We start from the raw sequence: 20932 nt of genomic DNA, 5'->3' as shown, positions 1-20932 counted from the left end.
GCGGTGCTCCAAACGGTTGTGCGGTCGAGAACTAGCGGGGCAGCTTGGTGGTGTAGGTGATCGGCAGGCTGTTGACGCCGCGGCCGACGGAGTTGTCGTACAGCCACGGCAGCTCCTCGCGGGGCACGGCGAGCGCGATGTCGGGCAGCCTGCGCAGCAGGGTGTTGAACGCGATCTCGCCCTCCAGGCGGGACAGCGGGGAGCCGGGGCAGAAGTGCGCGCCGTGGCCGAAGGAGAAGTGCCGGTTGCCGGTGCGGGTGATGTCCAGCCGGTCCGGGTCCGGGAACACCTTCGGGTCGCGGTTGGCGGAGCTGATCATCAGGTGCACGAACGACTCCTTGGCGATGCGCACGCCCGCCAGCTCCATGTCCTGGGCCGCCACGCGCAGCGTGCCGCGGTAGACCGGCGGCTGGTAGCGCAGGAACTCCTCGATGGCGCTGGGGGCGAGGTCGGGGTTGGCGCGCAGCAGCTCCAGCTGGTCCGGGTTGGCGAACAGCGCCTCCATGCCGTTGCTGATCGTGTACGCGGTCGTCTTGTGGCCCGCGTTGATCAGCAGGATGAGCGTGGAGACCAGCTCGTCGTCGGTGAACCGGCCGTCCTCGTCGGCGGCCCGGATCAGCGTGCTGACCAGGTCGTCGCCCAGCTCGCCCGCGCGGCGCGCGGCCAGCAGGTCCTTGAGGTACTCCTCGATGCTGTCGCTGGCCCACTTGAGCCTGCGGTTCTCCTCCTCGGTCGCGTACGGCGCGCCGCTGAGGAGCAGGCCCCACTCCTGCAGCTTGTCACGGTCCTCGAAGGGCACGCCGAGGAACTCGCAGATCACCTTCAGCGGCAGCGTGATCGCGAACTCCGTGAACAGGTCGGCCCGGCCGTCGCTGAAGGCGTCGATCAGGTCGTCGGCGGTCTGCTGGATGCGCGGCCGCAACGCCTTCATCTTGCGCGGGGTGAACGCCTGCGCCACCAGCTTGCGCAGCCGGGTGTGCCTGGGCGGGTCCGCGGTGAGCATGTTGCGGATCAGCGTCGGGCTGGAGTCCTTGAGCAGGTCCTGCCACCACGCGGGCGCGTTGTCCACGCTCTTGGACAGCCGGGGGTCGGTGAACGAGCCCGCCACCGTCTCGTAGTCCATGACCACGTACGCCTCGGCCCCGATCGGGTGGTTGACCCGGTGCACCGGGCACTTGTCCCGCAGCCGGGCGTTGTCGGCGTGGCCGTTGGGGTAGGCCGGGTCGGTGAAGAACTCCGGGGGGAGAGTCTCGTGGTCCACGCCCGGCTGCGCTTCGGTGCTCATGGCTTCTCCTCCGATGACGGTCATACGGCGACGGCTTCGGGTGCGGGCAGGGTGCGGATGCGCTTGGTCAAGGTGGGCAGGGCGGCCACCGCCGAGATCGCGCACATGGTGATGAACACCCACGTCGGACCCGCGAGGTCGAACACCGCGCCGACCAGGAAGACGCCGATGGGCGCCGCGCTCATGGACATGAAGAACACCGCGCCGAGCACGCGCCCCTGGACCTTGTCCGGGGCGACGGCGGCGAGGTAGGACAGGAACAGCGTGCTGATGATCGGCCCGCGGATGAACACCAGGGTCACGATGACGCCCAGCGGGATCACGCCGGGCACGACCGCGAGCAGGATCGCCACCACCGGACCGATCCACGCGCCGCACAGCACGATCACCGACGGCTTGACCTTCCGGAAGACCCACCCGGCGACCAGCGAGCCGAACAGCCCGCCGAGCCCCGCCACGGCGAGGGTGGCGCCGATGAACGACTCCGACGCGCCCCGGCCCTGCGCGGTCGCGATGAGCGCGAGGAACACGCCGGAGTGGGTGAACGCCATGTTCGAACCCATGATCCAGATGATCAGCGGGCGCAGGATCGGTTGCTTGAACAGGAACCGGAACCCCTCGGCCGTGCCGCCCTTCTCCTTGGCCGCCCGGCTCTGCGCGCTCTGCATCGGCCTGCGCACGAGCAGCAGCAGCGCGCTGGAGATCAGGAACGACACCGCCGCGGCCAGGAACGGGAACGCCCGCGCCACCCCGAACAGCGCGCCGCCGATCGGCGGCCCGGCCACGGTGGCGCCGAAGTAGCGGATCTGGTTCTGCGCGGTGGCCTGGGTGAGCTGGGACGGCGGCACCAGCGCCTTGATCGCGGCCATGCCGGCGGGCTGCGACAGGCCGAAGCAGGTCGCCGAGACCACCGCGATCGCGAAGATCACCGGCATGCTGGTGCTGTCGGTGAAGATCAGCACGCTGAACAGCGCCAGCAGCGCCACCCGGACCAGGTTGCAGCCCACCAGCAGCAGCCTGCGGTCGAGCCGGTCCGCGAGCGTGCCACCGGGGATGGACATCACGCTGGCCGTGATCAGCTGCGCCGAGCCGACCACGCCCGCGTACAGCGCGGACCCGGTGGTGGCCAGGATCAGCAGCGGGTAGGCGATCTCGGCGGTCTCCTTGCCCACCGCGGCGAACGCCTCACTGCTCCACAGCGCCTGGAAGTCCCGGTTCTTGATCAGCGGCCGGTCCGGGGGTGCTTCCGAGGGCGTGCCCGGAGGCGCTTCCGGAGGCGTTTCCGGGATCGTCTCCGTCGCGGCTCCCGACACCGGGGTCTGCGCGGTTGTGTCGCCCTCGCGCGGTTCAGCGGACATCCACGACCTCATTCCGCGCCGGCTCTGCGCCGGCCAACGTGGTGAGCAGATCATCGGCGAGCTTGCGCACGTGCGGCTCGGTCAGCACCGACCAGTGGTTCCCCGGCACCGGGAGCACGCGCACGCCGCCGCCGTACAGCGGGGTCAACCTGGTGGTGAGCCGGTGCGCGGCGGTCGCGTCCACACCGACCTTGAACACCACCGCCGGGCAGTCCACCGGCCGCGGCCGGTAGGGCGCCAGCACCCGCGCCTTGTCCAGGAAGAGCTTGCGCAGCGCGGGGTTGCGGCGCATCCGCCTGCCGACCTCGCCCAGGTTCAGCACGCCCGCCACCTGGAAGGCGGCGTGGCTGTAGAGGAACTCCGGGTCCAGGCCGAGGGGCACGCCGAGCCTGCCGGGCATGAAGGCGTCGATGCACAGCAGCACGTCCACCACCGCGCCGCGCGCGACCAGCAGGCGCGCCATCTCGTGCGCGACCACCGCGCCGAAGGACCACCCGCCGAGCGTGTAAGGGCCTTCCGGCTGGATGGCGAGCACCGCGTCGAGGTGTTGCGCCGCGATCCGCGTCACGGATCGGCGCGTGCGGTCGGCCGGGTCGGGCTCCAACCCGTACACCGGGCGGTCCGCGTCGAGCCGGTCGGCCAGCGCCTGGTAGCTGATCGCGGTGCCGACGGCGTCGGCGGCCAGGAACAGCGGGCGTCCCGAGCCCTCCCGCAACCGCACCGCGCTCACCGGCAGGTGCGCCTCCGGTGCCGCGGGCCGGTTCCGCTGGGCCAGCTCCAGCAGGCGGCCGAACGTGGGCTCGCGGGAGAACTCGGCCAGCGACACCACGACGCCGGTGCGCTCCCGCAGGCGGCTCATCATGTTCAGCGCGATCAGCGACTCGCCGCCCAGGGCGTAGAAGTGGTCCGCCTCCGACGAGGGCGGGCGGTCCAGCGCGGTGGCCCACAGCTGTTCCAGCACGGTGCGCACCGAGTCACCGCCCACCCGCGCGGCCGGGCGTTCGCGCATCGGGGACACGGCCCCCACCGGCCGGTCCCCGTCCGGGTCCTCGCCCAGGTGCGGGTGCGGCGGCAGCGACACGCGCGGCGGCGGCTCGGCCCCGGCGGGTGGCGCGAGCGCGGTCCCGCCCAGCACGTCGAGCCCGCGCTCCCACAGCGCGCCCAGCGCCCGCAGCAGGCCCAGGTCGCCGTCCTCGGCCCGGCCCAGCAGCGGCAGCGCGGTGCGGTTGCCGTCCCAGCGCCCGTTCCAGCGCACCGTGCCCAGCATGGAGGCGCCGGGTCCCAGCTCCAGGAACGTGTCCACGCCCGCGTCGAGCAGGGTCTCCACGCCCGCGTCCAGCAGCACGGGCCGGGTCAGCTGCGCGGCCCAGTACTCCGGTTCGCCCACCGCGGCCGGATCGGCCCACGTGCCGGTGGTGTCGGAGATCAGCGGCAGCGCAGCGGGTTTGGCGGGCAGGTCCGCGACGAGGTCGCGCAGGACCGCCGCGGCGGGCGCCAGGGCGGAGCAGTGCCCCGGTCGGTCCACCGCCAGCAGGCGCCAGTCCAGCCCCGCCAACGCTTCGCCGGCCAGAAGTTCGTCCACATCGGACTCAAGGCCGGACAGCACCACACCGCCCCGGCTGATCATCGACACCTCGACCGCGCTGTCCGGACCGAGCCTGCGCAGCACCTCCTCGGCGGCTCCCGCCACCGCGACCATGCGACCGGGCGGCGCCAGCTCCCAGGCCGCGCGCGCCCGCTCGTGGACCAGGGTGGCGGCGTCGGCGGGCGACCACACCCCGGCCAGGGTGGCGGGCGCGAACTCGCCGACGCTGTTGCCGAACATCCCGACCGGGGTGATGCCCCAGTCCAGCAGTTGCCCGCCCAGCGCGTAGCCGAGGACGAACAGACCGAGCTGCTGGTGCGCGCCGTTGTCGAACCACTCCGGCCCGCCGTCCTCCCGCGCCACCACCGGCGACAGGTCGACGCCGCACCGCTCCAGCACCGCTTCGCGGATCTCGTCGAACCGGTCGCGGAACCCCGGCAGCAGCCGGTAGGCGGCCGCGCCCGCGTTGTACCGCAGGGTGCCGTGGCCGGGGAACAGGAACGCCACCTTGCCCAGCGGGCGCGGCGCGTCCGGGTCGCCCGCCGCGGCGAGCAGGTCCGCGGCGTGCGCGTGGTCGGACACCGCGAACGCCTGCTTGTGCCGGTGCGCCCGGCGTCCGGCCAGCGTGCGCGCCACCGCGGCCATGTCCGGCGCGGGATCACGGCGCAGCGCGGCCGCCATGTCGGCGCGCAGGCGGCGCAGGGCCTCCGGTGAGGCCGCGGACAGCGCGAGCACCGTGCCGCCCGGCTCCACCGCCGCGGGTGGCCGCCGCGGCGGGCCCTGGAGCACCACGTGCGCGTTGGTGCCGCCCACGCCGAAGGAGCTGACAGCCGCCAGCCGGGTGCCCCGGTCGGGCCACGGCGCGTGCTCGGTGCACACCCGGAACGGCGTGCTCTCCAGCTCCAGCAACGGGTTCGGCGATTCGAAGTGCAGGCTGGGCACCACTTCGCCGTGCTCGAGCATCAGGACGGTCTTGATGAACGCGGCCACCCCCGCGGCCGCGCTGGTGTGGCCGAGGTTGCCCTTCACCCCGCCGATCAGGCAGAAGCCGTCGCGGTCGGTGGACATCCGGAACGCCTCGGTCAGCGCCTGAACCTCGACCGGATCGCCGATGGGGGTGGCCGTGCCGTGCGCCTCGACGTAGTCGATGTCGGCCGCGTCCACGCCCGCGAGCTTCTGCGCGTAGCGGATGACGTCGCGCTGGCCGGGGATGGACGGCGTGGTGTAGCCCATCTTGTCCGCGCCGTCGTTGTTCAGCGCCGAGCCGAGCACCACGGCCGCGATCCGGTCGCCGTCGCGCAGCGCGTCGCCCAGCCGCTTGAGCACCACCACGCCGACGCCTTCACTGGGCACGGTGCCCGTGGCGCGTGCGTCGAACGGGCGGGTGTGACCGTCGGCGGACAGCGGTCCGCCAGGCTCGTGCCAGTAGCCCCACTCGCCCTTGGGCGCCACGGCGACGCCGCCCGCCAGCGCCGCGTCGCACTCCCGGTTCAGCAGGCTCTGCACCGCCATGTGGATGGCGACCAGCGACGTGGAGCATGACGTCTGCACGGTCACCGCGGGCCCGCGCAGGCCCAGCTTGTACGCCACCCGCGTGGCCACGTGGTCCTTCTCCAGCCCGATCAACCGCTCCAGCGGGCTGAGCTCTCGGCCGCTGCCGGTGTGCGTGCGATCCGCGCCCGCGTACACGCCGATCCAGCCGTCGAACCGGGTCGGGTCCAGCCCGGCGTCGTCCAGAGCGGACGACGCGGTCTCCAGGAACACCCGCTGCTGCGGGTCGATGCCCGCGGCCTCGGCGCGGGTGTAGCCGAAGAAGGACCAGTCGAACTTGGCGGAGTCGGCCAGCACCCCCTTGGCGGGCACGAAGTTCGGCTGCCGCACCTGGTCGGGGTCGGCGCCCTTGTCGCGCACCAGCTCCTCGACGTCGAACCGGGTGATGCCCTCGACGCCGTCGCGCAGCAGCTCCCAGAACGCCTCGACGTCGTTCGCGCCGGGGTAGCGGCACGCCATCCCGACGACCGCGACCGCGTCGCCGGTGTCGGCTCCCTGGTCGTTGGTCACCTCGTGTCCTCCCGTTCGGGTTCGCGGCGGGCGGCGCGCGCGGTCACCGGCGCTCGTCGCCGGTGCGGCGACCGCGCACCGCGCCCAGCAGCCGGTCCCGGCTGCTGCCCCGATCCGCGCCCGCGGTGTCGGCGGGGGCGGCCAGCAGGTCCGCCTGCCCGCGCACGGTGCCCGCGCGGAACAGGTCGACGGTCCGCAGCGCCCGTCCCGACGCCTGGCCAAGGCGCTCCACCAGGATCACCAGCCGCAGCGAGTCGCCGCCCGCGTCGAAGAAGCTGACGTCGTCGTCGACCTGGTCGGTGTCGAGGACCTCCCGCCAGATGGACCGCACCAGGTCCAGCCGGGCGGCGGGGTCGTCGAGGTCGATCTTTTCCGCGGACGGCTGGTTCTGCACGGTGTCCTCCGGGTCGCGAGCGAGATCGGCCGCGCTGCTGCGCAGCTCGGCGAGGAGTTGGGCGGTGGTGGCCGCGGTGAACAGCGCGGCCGGGTGGTTCAGCGACAGTTCGAGGCGGTCGCGACCGGTGGTCCGGTCCAGGCCGACGAACAGCGCCAGGTCCCACTTGCTGTACTCGGGGCGCAGCGGCTGGAAGTGCCCGACCACGCCGGGGGACAGCTCCAGCGGGGCGGGGTCCTCGGCCAGGTTGACCAGGACCGGGGTCAGCGGCGGCCGGGCCATGTCGCGGTCGGCGTCCAGCGCGGCGGCGATCGCGTCCAGCGGCACGTCCGAGTCGATGAACGCCTCCATGCCGCCGGTCCGCGCCGCGCGCAGCAGCTCCCGCCACGTGGTGCCGTCGTCGAGCCGGACGCGCAGCACCAAGGTGGTCATGAACATGCCGATGACGTCGGCGGCCGCCGGGTCGTCGCGGCCGGGCCAGACGACCGCGAACAGGAAGTCGGTCTGGCCGGTGGTGCGGGCGAAGGTGCCCGCCAGCAGCGCCACGCCCGCCATGAAGGCGGTGCAGCCCTCCTGGGCGGCCACCGCCAGCACGGCCTCGGTCACGTCCGCGTCCACAGTGGTCCGCGCGGTGGCACCGACCATCGACAGCTCCGGGTCCTCCGGGTCGCCGTCGTAGGGCAGGGTCACCGAGGTCGGCGCGCCGCGCAGCCGCTCCACCACACCGGCCACCCGCTCGGCGAAGCCGTCGCCGTCCTCCGGGCGGTCCTGGACCTCCGCCGGGTGCGGCGGCGTCGGCAGCTCCGGCTCGACGCCGCGCACCAGCGCCCGGTAGGTGGTGCCGATCTCGTCCACCAGCAGCTGCCGGGACACCCCGTCGAACACGATGTGGTGCACGGTCAGCACGAGCAGTACGCGGTCCTCGCCGAGGCGGATCACCTCGGCCCGCGCGGGCGCCTCGTCGGCCAGTTCGAACGGCGTGTAGCACAGCGCCTCCACCAGCCGCTCGATTTCGTCGGACGACCAGCCGTCGGTGACCGCGTCGGTGAACCCGACCTCGGGCGCGGAGCCGTCGGTGCGGTAGTCCACCCGGCGCGCGGCGGCGTCCAGCCGGAACCGCGAGCGCAGGGCGGGGTGGCGTGCCAGCGCCCGCGCCACAGCGGCGGTCAGCACCTCGCAGTCCACCGCCCCGGTGAACTCCAGGACGCTGGGCAGCAGGTACGTGGGACGCAGGCGCTCGATCCGGTCCAGGATCCAGATGCCCTGCTGGGTGGGTGTGGCCGGGTACCAGTCGCTTCGGTCCGAACCAGGACCGCGCGGTGCGTGCGCCCCGGAACGAGGCGCGCGCGCATCCGGCACCGATCGCATGACTTCCCCCAGTGGTATTCCACCTGATGACGAATGGGCCTGTGCCCTCGAGTAGGCCACTTTCCGCCGTGGACCCGTTCGCACCGTAAGACCGGCCTTCAGAACCCGTCAACCCACGGCTTCGGTATCCACGTCCGGTGTGGACACTCGGTCCGCAGTGTCCGGCCCGCAGTGGTTGACGATTTCCCGGACGTGGTGTTTGACTGCGTTACCGATGGGTTCGACCTGGTGTCGACCCGCGGCACGGGAACTGGGGAGTTCTGGGGCGCGTGAAGAGGTCCGACAATGCTCGCCGAACCGGTGGGCCGCTGTTCGCGATAATAAGGTGCGCGCCCCCGAAGTGGTGTTCACCGAAGCGCGAAAGAAATCGGACGACGCGCGCGCGGAAGCAATAGCCGATCGAACGGGTGCGCCGACGCGCCCGGCCCGCCGCGTGCCCGAACACCGCGGTGCCCGCCTGCCGACCGCCCACCGACCAGGAGTCTGCCGGACGGCTCTCTCCCAGAACCGATGAGGACACCGGACCATGCCCGTCCACGATGCAACCGTTTCCGGATGCCCGGTGCACGCAGGTGGCACCGATCTGGTCGACCCCCACCTGTACAGCGACGGCGACGCGCACGCGGTCTGGCGCGAGCTGCGCGGCCTGGACACGTTGAGGTGGTCGCAGGTCGACCACGAGCGCGGGTTCTGGTCGGTGGTGCACTTCAAGGAGACCGATTACGTCCTGCGCAACACCGCGCTGTTCACCTCCGAGCGCGGCACCATGCTCGAACTGCTCGGCATGGACGACCCGGCGGGCGGCCAGCAGCTCGCGGTCACCGACCCGCCCCGCCACACCGTCATGCAGGCACGGCTGAAGAAGGCGCTGGCGGTGCAGGCGGTCGACCGGCGGCGCGACATGATCCGCTCGCTGGTCGGCGACCTGATCGCGCCGATCGGCGACGGCGGCGTGTTCGACTTCGGCCAGGCCATGCTGGCGATGCCGATGTCGGTCACGGGCACCATGATGGGCCTGCCGACGCAGGACTGGTCGTGGCTGAGCAGGCTCACCACGATCTGCATCGCCGCCGACGACCCGGAGTACCAGGACGCGGGCAGCCGGTCCGCGACCCTGCAGATGGCGCACCGCGAGCTGTTCGCCTACTTCCAGGACCTGGTGCGGTTCCGCCGCGAGCACACCGGTGACGACCTGATCAGCGTGCTGATCAACACCCGCTTCGAGGGCAGGCACATGTCCTCCAGCGAGATCGTGTCCAACTGCTACAGCCTGCTGCTGGGCGCGAACGTCACCACGCCGCACGCGCCGAACTTCGTGATGGCCGAGTTCATCGACTCCGACGTGCTGCGGCAGTGGGCCGCCGAGCCGGAGGTGGGCACGACCGCGGTGGAGGAGGCGCTGCGCTGGGCCTCGCCGGTGAACCACATGCTGCGCTACGCCACCAGGGACGTCGTGGTGCGCAACACGCGGATCGCGGCCGGTGACGCGGTGGTGGTGTGGCTGGGCGCGGCCAACCGGGACGAGCGCGAGTTCCCCGACTCCGAGACGTTCGACCTGCGCCGCAAGCCGAACAAGCACCTGGCCTTCGGCATCGGGCCGCACTACTGCGTCGGGCACAGCGTGGCCCGCGTGACGCTGCGCATCCTGTTCGAGGAGCTGCTGGGCCGCTTCCAGGACTTCGAGGCCGCGGGCCCGCCCGAGCGCCTGGTGTCCAACTTCGTGTCCGGCTACAAGCACGTGCCGATCACCGCGAAGCCCCGTGGTTGACCTCCTGGTGCGCAGGCGGCGGGCGCTGCGCCACTACGGCAGGCCGGGCGCCGCCCGCGTCCGGCTGCTGTGCTTCCACTACGCGGGCGGCAACGCCGCGATGTTCCGGGACTGGCCGGACCGGCTGCCGCCGGACGTGGCGACGGTGGCGGTGCAGCTGCCCGGCCGCGACACCCGCCTGGACGAGCCGCCGCACGTCCGCATGGGGCCGCTGGTCGAGGAGCTGCTGGAGGTGCTGGACCCGCTGCTGGACGAGCCGTTCGCCTGCTACGGCCACAGCATGGGCGCGCGGGTGGCGCTGGCGCTGGCGCACGCGTTGCGCGCCCGCGCCAGCGCCGGTCCACGCGCGCTGTTCGTGGCCTCCAGCGCCGCGCCCGCGTTGCGCCGCAGGGTGCGCGGGTGGGACGAGCCGGACGAGGGCCTGATCGCCTACCTGCGCGACCTGGGCGGCACGCCGTCGATCGTGCTGGAGCGACCGGACCTGCTGGAGCTGTTCCTGCCCGCGCTGCGCGCCGACCTCACCGTGGTGGCCACCTCCGGCGCGCCGGTGCGGCCCGCGCTGGACGTGCCGCTGCGCGCGTTCGCGGGCGTGGACGACCGCGAGGCGTCGGTGGAGCGGATGGCCGCCTGGCGCGAGGAGACCACCGGGCCGTTCGCGCTGGAGGCCGTGTCCGGCGGCCACTTCTTCGACCCGGCCGGGGTGGCGCGCGTCCTCGACGTCATCGCGGCCACCCTGACCGGACCGGGCTGAGCGCCGCGATCAGTGCGCGGCGTCGAGCAACGCGCGCTGATCGGCGGTCAGCTCCAGGTCGACCGCCTCCAGGCTCTCGTCCAGCTGCTCCACCGACGACGCGCCCACCAGCGGGATGACCGGCAGGTCACCGCCGATCATCCAGGACAGCACCACCTGGTTCGCGGTCGCCCCGGTCTGCCGGACCACCTCGTGCAGCGCCCGGAGGCGGGCCTTGGTGCCCGCGTGGTCGTGCAGCTCGCCCAGCGGCCGGTCCTCCCGCACGTAGGCGCCGGACAGCAGCGGCGTGTACGCCACCAGCGTCAGCTCGGGGCGGTCCCGCAGGTAGGTGATCAGCTCCGCGCTGAACAGCCCCTGGTCGCCGTCCTTGGAGCGCCGTCCGGGGACGTCGCCGCGCGCCCGCAGGTAGGTGTGGTGGTACTGGATGACGCTGTAACTGGGCAGGTTCGCGGCCTCGGCGGTGGCCCGCCACCGCTCCAGCCGCCACGACCAGTGGTTGCTGACGCCGATCATGTCCACCGTGCCGTCGCGCACCAGGCCCGCGAACGCCTCGACGACGTCGCGCTGCGGCACGGTCATGTCGTCGCCGTGCGCGTACAGCAGGTCCAGCTTCTCCACGCCCAGCAGTTCCCGGCTGCGCGCCGAGGACTCCCGGATCACCTGCGGCGCCAGGCCCTCCAGGTTGAAGAAGTCGCGGCCCGGCTTCTTCGGCCGACCGGCCAGCTTGGTGGCGATCACCACCTCGTCGGTGATGCCCCGGCTGCGCCGCCACCGCCCGAGCAGCGCCTCGCTCTCCCCGCCCTGGGTGCCGTTGATCCAGAACGCGTAGTTGTTGGCGGTGTCGAGGAACGTGCCGCCCGCCGCCACGTAGCGGTCCAGGACGGCGAACGCCCGCTCCTCCTCGACCACCGTGCCGAACAGCATGGCCCCCAGCGCCAGCGCGCTGACCTTCCTGCGGTGCTGCGGCTCGGTGCCGATCTCCCGATACTTCATCCGGGTGTGCTCCCCCTCGTGGTGTGCTGCCGCGGTCGGAGGTCGATCATGGTGCCCGGTGCGCCCCGATGTCGAGGAACAGGTGGTCCAAACCTACGTAGGCGAGGTTCGGACCCCACTGGACCGCGTCCTCCGCCAGCGCGGCGCCGGGGAAGCGCCGGGCGAACCGCCGCAGCGCGGTCGCCGCCTCCAGCCGGGCCAGCGGTGCGCCGATGCAGTAGTGGACCCCGTGGCCGAACACCAGGTGCCGGTCACCGCGCTCGGCGACCGGCGCGAGGTCGGACAGGTCGGTGTCGAACAGGCCGCCACCGGCCAGTGACACCAGCACCAGGTCGCCCTCGCGCAGCCGCTCGCCCCCGAACTCGAAGTCGTGCGCGACCACGCGGCCCACGTTGCGCAGCGGCGGCCGCTTCTCCAGCACCGACTCGACCAGCGCCTCCACCTCGCCCGGCCGGTCGGCGGTGACCCGCGCCCACAGCGCCGGGTCCTCCAGCACCGCCAGCAGGCAGGACCCCAGCAGCGAGGCCGTGGTCTCCAGCCCGCCGAACAGGATCATCGCCCAGGTCGCGGTGGTGCGGGCGCGGTCTTCCGGGGTGTCGCGCGGGAAGCCCGCCAGCGCGGGCGAATCCGCCAGCGCCTCGGTCATCTCCAGCATCACCCGGTGCGCGGCCTCGGCGTGGTCGCGCCGGTACATCGCGGCGATGAACCCCGACAGCGTCCTGGACCACGTGTGCAGCACGGCGGGCTCCTGCGGCACGCCCACGATGTGGCCCATCACCCGACCCGACACGCCCTCGGCCACGGTCGGGATCGCGTCGTGGCGGGGATCGGCGGCCAGGTCGTCCAGGCACGCGTCGACGATGGCCTCGACGCGCGGGACGATGGACCGGACGTAGGAGGCGGAGAACAGGCGTTGCAGCGGCCTGCGCAGCGCGGTGTGCTCCGCGCCGTCGGTGTGCACGAACCACAGCCGCAGGAACTCGGTCAGGTCCCGGTGCTCCCGCCGGGACTCCTCGGTCATGTACAGCTCGCCCAGCCGCTTCGACGTCTGCGACGAGAACCCCTGGTGGTTGAGCACCACGCGGGCCAGCGCCGGGTCCGACACCACCCAGCACTCCAGCCCGTCGTCCCACGCCAGGCCGCGCACGTCGTCGCGGACCGACCCGGTCACGACCGCGCCGCCTCGGCGATGAGCCGGTTCAGGCCCGCGGGCGTCGGCGCGAGCAGGAAGTCCCGCAGCCGCACCGAAACCCCCAGCTCGTCGCGGACCAGCCGCAGCAGCCGCACCGCGCCCATCGAGTTGCCGCCGATGGTGAAGAAGTCGGTGTCCCCGCTGAGCTGCCCGCTCCGCTCCAGGACGCGGGCGAACAGCTCGGGCGCCGCGCCGAGCGGGTCCGGCTCGGGCTCCTCGGCCCGCTTGCCCGCGGGCGCCGCGACGGCGGCGAGCGCCCGGCGGTCCACCTTGCCGTTGCCGGTCACCGGCAGCCGGTCCACCACCGCCCACAGGCTCGGCACCATGTACGCGGGCAGCCGGTCGGCCACCAGGTCGCGCAGCTCGTCGGTGCCCACCGCGCGGTCCGCCGGGACGATCGCGGCGAGGAGGCGCTTGTCGGCGCTGTCCCCGTCGGTGACCACGACGGCCGCGTCGCGCACGCGGGGGTCCTCGGCCAGCACGTCGGCGATGGCCGACAGCTCGATGCGGTACCCGCGCAGCTTGACCTGGTCGTCGCGCCGCCCCAGGAAGCGCAGCCGTCCGGCGCGGTCGACCCGGACCAGGTCGCCGGTGCGGTAGAGCCGCTCCGGCACGTCGGGGGAGAAGCGCCCGAACCCGCGCGCCGTCTCGGCCTCGTCGCCGACGTAGCCGTCGGCCAGGCCCTCGCCCGCCGCGTACAGCTCGCCGACCGCGCCCGGCGGCACGATCCGGTGCCGCCGGTCCAGCACGTGCACGCGCGTGCCGCGCACCGGGGTGCCGATGGGCAGGGGGCCGTCGACCTCCGCGGCCGACGTGACCGCGTGGGTGGCGGTGAACGTGGTGTTCTCGGTGGGGCCGTAGCCGTTGGTGATGACGAGTCCGGGGTGGCGCTCCAGCGCGCGCGCCACGTGGACGTGCGGCACCACGTCGCCGCCGGTGATCAGCTGCCGCAGGCCGCCGAGCCCGGCGGGCGCGAACTCCTCGACCAGCCGGAACAGGCCAGCGGTCAGCCACGCGACGGTGACCCCCCGGTCGAGCAGGAACTCGGCCAGCTCGGTGGGCGAGGTCAGGCCCGGCGGGTTGACCTCCAGCGCCGCGCCGCCCGCCAGCGGTCCCCACAGCTCCAGGGTGGAGGCGTCGAAGGCCAGCGGCGACAGGCGCAGCACCCGGTCCTGCGGGGTGAAGCGGACGAAGTCGGGCTCGTGCACCAGCCGCACGACCGCCCGGTGCGGCACCGCCACCCCCTTGGGCAGGCCCGTGGAGCCGGAGGTGAACGCGATGTAGGCCAGGTCGTCGGGGCCGGTGGCGGCGGGCGGCTCGGTCGAGGGCCGCCAGGACGGCTCCCACGTCGCGCAGGCGGGCACGCCGAGGCGGTCGGCGGCCTCCGGGGAGGCGACCAGGGCGGCCTTCGGCGCGGCCTTGGCCACGATGTGGCGGACCTGCGCGTCGGGCTGGCCCAGGTCGACGCCCACGTACGCGGCGCCCGCCCACGCGGTGCCCAGCACCGCCACGACCTCCGCGATCGACCGGTCCAGCGCCACCAGCACCCGGTCGCCGCGGCCGACGCCGAGCTCGCGCAGCCTGCGCGCCTGCTCCGCCGCCGCGCCCGCGAGCTGCGCGTAGGTCAGCTCCAGCTCGCCCTCCCGCACCGCCACGGCGTTCGGCGCGCGCTCGGCCGCCCGGCGGACCAGCTCGTCCGCGCTGACCGCCGGGAACTCGTGGCGGTCGCCGTTGAGCGCGTCGAGCACCGCCCGCCGCTCGGCGGACAGGCAGCGCAGGCCCTCCAGCGGCCCGTCCTCGGTGGCCAGCTCCCGCACGGCCGAGGTGAAGTCGGCCAGGAACGCCCGCGCGTCGGCCTCGTCCCACAGCGCCGTGGCGAACTCCAGCTGCGCGCCCAGCGTCGGCCGGGACCGGCCGAACAGCAGCGACAGGTCGAACTGGGCGCCGCCGCCGTGGCCCTCCTCGATCCGGAGCCCGACCTCGCCCGCGTCGACGCGCTGCGGGACCAGCTGGTCGTGCATGCCGAACGAGACCTGCACCAGCGGGTGCGCGCTCAGCCCGCGCTCCACGCCGAGCCGGGTGACCAGCTCGTCGAACGGCAGCGCGCCCGCCTCGATGCTGCGGGCCAGCGACTCCTGCACCGAGCGCAGGTAGTCCGCCGCGGCCGCGTCGTCGTCCACCTCCAGCAGCACCGGGACCAGGTTGCCCGCCACGGCCACCAGCCGCGCCAGCTCGGCGGTGTCCCGCCCGTACAGGGAGACGCCGACCAGCAGCCGCTCCACCCCAGTCCAGCGGCTCAGCGCCAGGCCGTAGGAAGCAAGCAGCAGTGCGAACGGCGTGATGCCGAGGCCCGCGGCGCGCTGCTCGACCAGCGCCGTCAGCTCACCGCCCAGGTCCAGCGGCACGCGCTCGCCCGCCGGGTCCTGCACGGCCGGGCGAGGTCGGTCGGTGGGCACCTCCAGGACGGTGGGCACGCCGTCGAGGTGCTTGAGCCAGAACTCGGCCAGGCGGTCCCACTCGCCGCTGTCGCGGTCGCGCTCGTGGCGGCGCAGCAGCGCCTCCGTGGTGGGCGCGGGTTCGGTGAGGGGCAGCGGTTCGCCCGCCGCCAGCGCCCGGTAGGAGCCGAACACCTCGTCGAGCAGCAGGCCGACCGCCCACCCGTCGAGCAGGACGTGGTGCGCCACCAGCACCACCGCCTGCCGACCGGCCGCGCCGGTGAGGAACAGGTAGCGCAGCGGCGGCGCGGCGGTGAGGTCGAAGGGGACGCGGCCCTGCTCGGCGGCCGTGGCGCGGACGAACTCGTCGAAGTCCGGTCCGTCGTGCGCGATGTCGACGATGTCGGGCACGACCTCGTCCAGCACGACCGGCACGACCTCGCCGTCCCGCTCGCGCAGCAGCGTGCGCAGGGAGGCGTGCCGGGCCGTGGTGGCCGCGATCGCGCGCCCGAGGACCTCGCGGTCCACCGACCCGGTCTCCACGGTGGCGGTGAAGACCAGGTTGTAGGTCGAACCGCCCAGCACGTTCTCGATCAGCCACATGCCGCGCTGCGTCGGCGTCAGCGAGGGCGTCCGCGCCTCGGGCTCGGTCGCGGCGGGAGCGGCGGGAGCGGCGGGAGCGGGCGCGGCGGCGACCGCGTTCGCGAGCACCGTGTCCAGCGGTGTGGACGAAAGCAGCTCCGCCACCGACAGGCGCAGCCCGAGTCCCTCCTGGGCCATGGCGGCCAGCCGCATCGCCCGCAGGGAGTCACCACCGAGCGCGATGAAGCTGTCGGTGGCGAACCCCGCCTTGCGCGTCGTGGGTCCGAGGACCGACAGGGCGTACTCGTCCAGTGACATGCCGACCTCCGGGTCTTGGTGCTGCTGTTGCTGTCGCTCGGGCGCGGTGCGGCCTGGAGGTGGTCACCGGCGGGCGGGACCGGCCCGACCCACCGGGAAAACCGCCGCTCGTTCACCGCGGGCGGCACGCGAGGAACACGTCGAGCCGTGGAGACGCACTTTCCGCGCCATTGCGCAAAATCTCCTGGCAAGTCGCACAGATCCCCCGCGTCAGGCGAGGCTAAAAGTGCCCGGCGAATGCTGTCAACGTCGTGTCCGGGCAATGCTGCGGGCACTTCGGTCCGCACGAAGCATTCCGCTGAGGACGGTGCGCGCGGTGCCGTTCGGGTACCCGAACTCGTGCCGGACGAGGGGAATCCGGTGCGCAATCGGTCACTAGCATCGGTCCGGGAAAATCGGTCGAGAGCGTTTTCCCGTTGACCTGGAGGGGGATCGCGGTGACGCAGTCGGCGACTTCGACTCGAACGGACACGCTGTACGAGCCGGGCAGCCTGCCGCCGCTGGGCGTGGTGCCCAAGCGCATGTACGCCTCGGTCATCCGGCCCGAGCGCTACGGCCAGCCGATCGACGCCTTCCGGACGGAGGTGGTGGACGTCCCGGAGGTGCCGCCCGGCTTCGTGCTCGTCGCGGTCATGGCCGCGGGGATCAACTACAACAACGTGTGGGCCGCCCTGGGCACCCCGGTGGACGTCATCGGCGCCCGCGCGGCCAAGGGTGACGACGACACCGGCTACCACATCGGCGGTTCGGAGGGCGCGGGCGTCGTCTGGGCGGTGGGCGATGGCGTGCGGCACGTGCGCGTCGGCGACCGGGTCACGCTGTCCGGCTGCCGCTGGGACGAGGAGGACCCGGAGATCCGGCTTGGCCGCGACCCGATGTTCTCCTCGACCCAGCGGGTGTGGGGCTACGAGCTGAACTGGGGCTCCTTCGCCCAGTTCACCCTCGTCGCCGAGTTCCAGTGCCACCCCAAGCCCGCGCGGCTGACGTGGGAGGAGGCCTCGTGCTTCATGCTGTCGGGCGCGACCGCCTACCGGCAGCTGGCGGGCTGGCCGCCGCACACCGTCCAGCCCGGTGACCCCGTGCTCGTCTGGGGAGGCTCCGGCGGACTCGGCTCCATGGCCTGCCAGCTGGTGCGCCAGCTCGGCGGTCGGGCCATCGCCGTGGTGTCCTCGCCGGAGCGGGAGAAGCACTGCGTGCGCATGGGCGCGGTCGGCGTCATCGACCGCACCGAGTTCGACCACTGGGGACCGATGCCCGAAGGCGGGGGACCGGAACTGGAGCGGTGGCAGCGCGGCGTGCGGGCGTTCGGCCGCCGCATCTGGGAGGTGCTGGGGGAGAAGGTGTCGCCCAGGATCGTCTTCGAGCACCCCGGCCGGGACACCCTGCCCACGTCGCTCTACGTCTGCGCGCCCGGCGGCATGGTGGTGCTGTGCGGCGCCACGAGCGGCTACATCGGCGACGTCGACCTGCGCATCCTCTGGATGCGGCAGAAGCGCTTCCAGGGCAGCCACTACGCCAACCCGCGCGACTGCCGCGCCATCGTCGACCTGGTCGACGTGGGCCTGGTCGACCCGGCGCTGGGGCGCACCTACGGCTTCGAGGAGATCGGCTTGGCCCACCAGCACATGCGCGAGGGCACCCAGGAGCCGGGCAACCTGGCCGCACTGGTCGGCGCACCGCTGCCGGGGCTGACCGACCTGGACACCTGACCCGCGACACCGGCCGCCGCCCGCCGCGGCGGCCGATCCCTTCAGCGAGGAGCCAATCTTGGAAGAAGTCCGACAGGTCGGTGTGGTCGGCTGCGGTGTGATGGGCGCGGGCATCGTGGACGTCTGCGCCCAGGCGGGCCTGGACGTGCGCGTCGTCGTGTCCGCCAGGCCATCGGTGGACCGGGCGCGGGCTCGCGTGCTGAAGTCGGTCGACAACCGGGTTCGCAAAGGTCTTCTGTCCGAACAGGACCGCGACGCCCTGCTGGAGCGCGTGTCGTTCACCGACGACTTCGCGGAGCTGCGCGACCGGCAGTTCGTCGTCGAGGCGGTGCCGGAGGACGAGGAGGCCAAGCGCCTGGTGCTCAAGGAGGTCGACGCCGTCGTCGAGTCCGACGACGCGGTCATCGCCTCGACCACCTCGTCCATCCCGATCACCGCGCTGGCCCGCGGCGTGGAGCGCCCGGAGCGGGTCATCGGCGCGCACTTCTTCAACCCGGCGCCCGCGATGCGGCTGGTGGAGCTGACCGCGGGTCTGCTCACCGCGCAGGACGCGCGCGTCAGGACGGAGGCCTTCGTCACCGAGGTGCTGGGCAAGCGCGTGGTGTGGTGCCAGGACCGCGCCGGGTTCGTGGTCAACTCGCTGCTGGTGCCGTACCTGCTGTCGGGCATCCGGATGCTGGAGTCCGGGTTCGCGGCCGCGGAGGACATCGACGCGGGCATGGAACTGGGTTGCGCGCACCCCATGGGGCCGCTGCGCCTGTGCGACCTCATCGGCTTGGACGTGGTGACGGCGGTGGCCCGCGCGATGTACGAGGAGTACAAGGAACCGCTGTACTCCCCGCCGTCGCTGTTGCTGCGCATGGTCGACGCGGGGCTGCTCGGCCGCAAGACCGGCCGGGGCTTCCACGACTACCGACGCTGAGGCCGGGAACCGGCGGCGGCGTCCGCGCGACCTCTGGAGTAGGCGAGAGGACTCGGAGGTCAGCAGTGGAGCGTCGTACTTTCCTGCGTGCGTCAGCGCTGTCGGTGGGCGGTGTGGCGATGGCCGCCCCGGTGGCGTCGGCGGCCAACCCGCTGCGGGTGCAGGTGCTGGTGTTCGAGGGGGTGGAGGAGCAGGACTTCGCGGGCCCGGTCGAGGTCCTGGGCATCGCCGGGCGCAGGAGCAACGGCGCGCTGACCAGCACGCTGGTCACCCCTGACCGGCCGGGCGGCATCACCTGCAACTTCGGCACGCGGCTGGAGGTGGCCAAGGGGTGGTCGCCGCACGAGGCGGACGTCCTGGTGGTGCCCGGCGGAGGTCTGGCCAGCCGCGAGGGTTCCGCGGTTCGCCGTCTGATCGAAGACCGGCGTTTCCTGCGGCGCCTGGCCGACGCCGACCTGCTGCACGTCGGTGTCTGCACCGGTTCCACGGTGCTCGCGGCCGCGGGGCTGACCAGGGGCCGCAACGCCACCACCCACACCAGTGACAAGGCGTACCTGGCCGCGCAGGGCGCGAACGTCATCAACGCCCGCGTGGTCGACGACGGCGACCTGATCACCGGCGGCGGCGTCAGCTCCGGCCTGGACGTGGCGCTGTGGCTGGTGGAGCGCTTCCTCGGCGCGCAACTGGCCCAAGGGGTGGAGACCATCATGGAGTACGAGCGCCGCGGCACCGTCTGGCGCGCCTGAACGCCACCCGCCGCACCGGGTCGTGCGGCGGCGGGTGGACCACGGGGAAGGCCCGTGCGGACCGGGCGAAGGGGATTCCGGTCCGCACGGGTGGCCGTGGCGGTGTCCGCGCGGTCAGGCGGCTCGTCGGTGGGCGGTGGGGTGCAGGTGTCGCGACCGCTCGCGGCGCCGGTCGGGCGGGGGCAGGACGACGCCGCCGGAGCCGCCGCGGCGGACCTGGTCCCGCTCGGCGGGGGTGCCCGGTGTCGGCTGCCCGCGGTGGGTGCGGGCGACGAGGTAGAGCAGGACCAGCCCGGCGACCAGGGGCAGGTGGGAGGCGACGCGGGCGGCGGTCGCGGTGCCGTTGAGCAGGTCGTTGACGGAGAACCCGAGCAGCACCGCGACGAACCCGCCGAGGGTGGGCAGCAGACCGGCGGCGCGGCGCGCGTTCACGGCCGCCACCAGCAGACCGATGCCCAGGGCGAGGTTCCACGCCGCGCCCTCGTTGAACAGGTGCGCGGAGACCCCGTGCCCGACGTGCTCGGCGCCCGTCCCGGCGAGCACCTGGTCCATGGCGAGCCACAACTGGACGACCGCGACGGCGGCGAGCGCCGGTCGCGGCACCAGCGCGGCGCGGCGGGGTGGGACGACCATGGGCACGGCACCGACCAGGTCCGGGTGGGCCACCGCGGGCCGGACCCGGATGCTCCTGGTCAACGCCTGTGCGCTCGCCTGCCAGCGGAGGCAGGCGGTGCACTGCGCCAGATGCGCGTCCGTCTCGGCGGCGGGTACGGGCTCGGCCTCGCCGTCCAGGCGGGCCGAGAGCGCTTCACGGCAGGTTTGGCAGTCCACGTACCACTAAGTCGGGCCATTCGGCTTACGAGTTCCCGACGTCATGTGGTTACGATCCGGAACCGTGACAACACCCGATGACGAGGTGACGCGCTGGGCGCTGGAAGCGCGTTCCGGCAACCGCGCCGCTCTGGAGCGGTTCGTCCGCGCCACCCAGCGGGACGTGTGGCGCTTCGTCGCCCACCTGGCCGACATCACGCTGGCCGACGACCTGGCGCAGGAGACCTACGCCCGCGCCCTGCCGAGCCTGCGCCGCTTCGCCGGGCGCTCCTCGGCCCGCACCTGGCTGCTGGTCATCGCCCGCCGCGTGGTGGTCGACCACATCCGCATGGTGCGGTCGCGCCCCCGCCTGTCACCGGGTTCGGACTGGGCGCAGGAGGTCGACCGCAGGGCGGCCGACTCCGGCTTCGAGGACGCCGTCGAGCTGAACATGCTGCTCGACGGGTTGGACGCGGAGCGCCGCGAGGCGCTGGTGCTCACCCAGGTGCTGGGCCTGCCCTACGCCGAGGCCGCCGAGGTCGTCGGCTGCCCCGTCGGCACCATCCGCTCCCGCGTCGCGCGGGCCCGCGCGGACCTGATCAGGGCCGTGGACGGCGGCGAGGCCACCGAGGTCGGCTGAACCGGCGCGCCGCGC

Annotated in this window: 14 protein-coding genes and 1 pseudogene; 6 read left to right on the top strand and 9 right to left on the bottom strand. The window is 73.4% G+C overall.

Annotation, left to right across the window (positions count from 1 at the left end):
• Positions 1-31 precede the first annotated feature (31 nt).
• The 4 genes from IEZ00_RS30820 to IEZ00_RS30805 are packed head-to-tail and all read right to left on the bottom strand — an operon-like array spanning position 32 to position 8051.
• Complete coding sequence (locus IEZ00_RS30820) at positions 32-1285, bottom strand: cytochrome P450 family protein (RefSeq protein WP_189226873.1); 1254 nt, start codon at positions 1283-1285, stop codon at positions 32-34.
• A 20-nt stretch (positions 1286-1305) separates the two neighbouring features.
• Positions 1306-2643, bottom strand: a complete 1338-nt coding sequence (locus IEZ00_RS30815) for an MFS transporter (protein WP_189226872.1) — start codon at positions 2641-2643, stop codon at positions 1306-1308.
• Positions 2633-6289: a type I polyketide synthase gene (locus IEZ00_RS30810; protein WP_229796266.1), complete on the bottom strand. Its 3657-nt coding sequence runs from the start codon at positions 6287-6289 to the stop codon at positions 2633-2635. The genes IEZ00_RS30815 and IEZ00_RS30810 overlap by 11 nt, the downstream gene beginning before the upstream one ends.
• A 43-nt stretch (positions 6290-6332) precedes the next feature.
• Complete coding sequence (locus tag IEZ00_RS30805) at positions 6333-8051, bottom strand: condensation domain-containing protein (RefSeq protein WP_189226871.1); 1719 nt, start codon at positions 8049-8051, stop codon at positions 6333-6335.
• A 562-nt stretch (positions 8052-8613) separates the two neighbouring features.
• Here IEZ00_RS30805 and IEZ00_RS30800 point away from each other — a divergent pair.
• Positions 8614-9819, top strand: coding sequence for a cytochrome P450 (locus IEZ00_RS30800; RefSeq protein ID WP_229796265.1), 1206 nt, complete (start codon positions 8614-8616; stop codon positions 9817-9819).
• Positions 9812-10570, top strand: coding sequence for a thioesterase II family protein (locus tag IEZ00_RS30795; protein ID WP_229796264.1), 759 nt, complete (start codon positions 9812-9814; stop codon positions 10568-10570). Before IEZ00_RS30800 ends, IEZ00_RS30795 begins: the two co-directional genes overlap by 8 nt.
• A gap of 9 nt (positions 10571-10579) precedes the next feature.
• Here the strand turns inward: IEZ00_RS30795 and IEZ00_RS30790 are convergent, their stop codons facing one another.
• From IEZ00_RS30790 to IEZ00_RS30780, 3 genes are read right to left on the bottom strand one after another with little or no spacing between them, the layout of a single operon-like run.
• Positions 10580-11563, bottom strand: coding sequence for an aldo/keto reductase (locus tag IEZ00_RS30790; RefSeq protein ID WP_189226869.1), 984 nt, complete (start codon positions 11561-11563; stop codon positions 10580-10582).
• Between the two features lie 46 nt (positions 11564-11609).
• Positions 11610-12734 carry a cytochrome P450 family protein gene (locus IEZ00_RS30785; protein ID WP_189226868.1) on the bottom strand — a complete coding sequence of 375 codons (1125 nt, stop codon included), beginning with the start codon at positions 12732-12734 and terminating at the stop codon, positions 11610-11612.
• Positions 12731-16090, bottom strand: coding sequence for a non-ribosomal peptide synthetase (locus tag IEZ00_RS30780; protein WP_189226867.1), 3360 nt, complete (start codon positions 16088-16090; stop codon positions 12731-12733). The genes IEZ00_RS30785 and IEZ00_RS30780 overlap by 4 nt, the downstream gene beginning before the upstream one ends.
• Before the next feature lie 437 nt (positions 16091-16527).
• On the opposite strand from IEZ00_RS30780, the gene ccrA reads away from it, so the two are divergent.
• The 3 genes from ccrA (at position 16528) to IEZ00_RS30765 (ending at position 19467) form a co-directional block, all read left to right on the top strand.
• Positions 16528-17799, top strand: coding sequence for a crotonyl-CoA carboxylase/reductase (ccrA, locus tag IEZ00_RS30775; RefSeq protein WP_209617621.1), 1272 nt, complete (start codon positions 16528-16530; stop codon positions 17797-17799).
• 58 nt (positions 17800-17857) lie between these two features.
• Positions 17858-18721 carry a 3-hydroxybutyryl-CoA dehydrogenase gene (locus IEZ00_RS30770; protein ID WP_276515675.1) on the top strand — a complete coding sequence of 288 codons (864 nt, stop codon included), beginning with the start codon at positions 17858-17860 and terminating at the stop codon, positions 18719-18721.
• 119 nt (positions 18722-18840) lie between these two features.
• A complete protein-coding gene (locus IEZ00_RS30765; protein ID WP_189226866.1) occupies positions 18841-19467 on the top strand; it encodes a DJ-1/PfpI family protein in 627 nt (208 codons plus the stop codon).
• Positions 19468-19581: 114 nt separating this feature from the next.
• On the opposite strand, the gene IEZ00_RS30760 is transcribed toward IEZ00_RS30765, so the two are convergent.
• Together IEZ00_RS30760 and IEZ00_RS38225 are read right to left on the bottom strand one after the other, a co-directional pair.
• Positions 19582-20163 carry a hypothetical protein gene (locus IEZ00_RS30760; RefSeq protein WP_229796263.1) on the bottom strand — a complete coding sequence of 194 codons (582 nt, stop codon included), beginning with the start codon at positions 20161-20163 and terminating at the stop codon, positions 19582-19584.
• Between the two features lie 39 nt (positions 20164-20202).
• Positions 20203-20298, bottom strand: a pseudogene (locus IEZ00_RS38225) (zf-HC2 domain-containing protein); the annotation flags it as partial.
• A gap of 43 nt (positions 20299-20341) precedes the next feature.
• Here IEZ00_RS38225 and IEZ00_RS30755 point away from each other — a divergent pair.
• On the top strand, positions 20342-20917 hold the full coding sequence (locus IEZ00_RS30755; RefSeq protein ID WP_189226864.1) for a sigma-70 family RNA polymerase sigma factor: 576 nt from the start codon (positions 20342-20344) through the stop codon (positions 20915-20917).
• The last annotated feature ends 15 nt before the right edge of the window (positions 20918-20932 follow it).

The organism is Saccharothrix coeruleofusca (genome assembly GCF_014648515.1).
GTDB classification, from domain to species: Bacteria; Actinomycetota; Actinomycetes; order Mycobacteriales; family Pseudonocardiaceae; genus Actinosynnema; species Actinosynnema coeruleofuscum.
The sequence above is the reverse complement of the archived record's forward strand: the minus strand, read 5'-3'. Positions and strand labels throughout refer to the sequence as shown.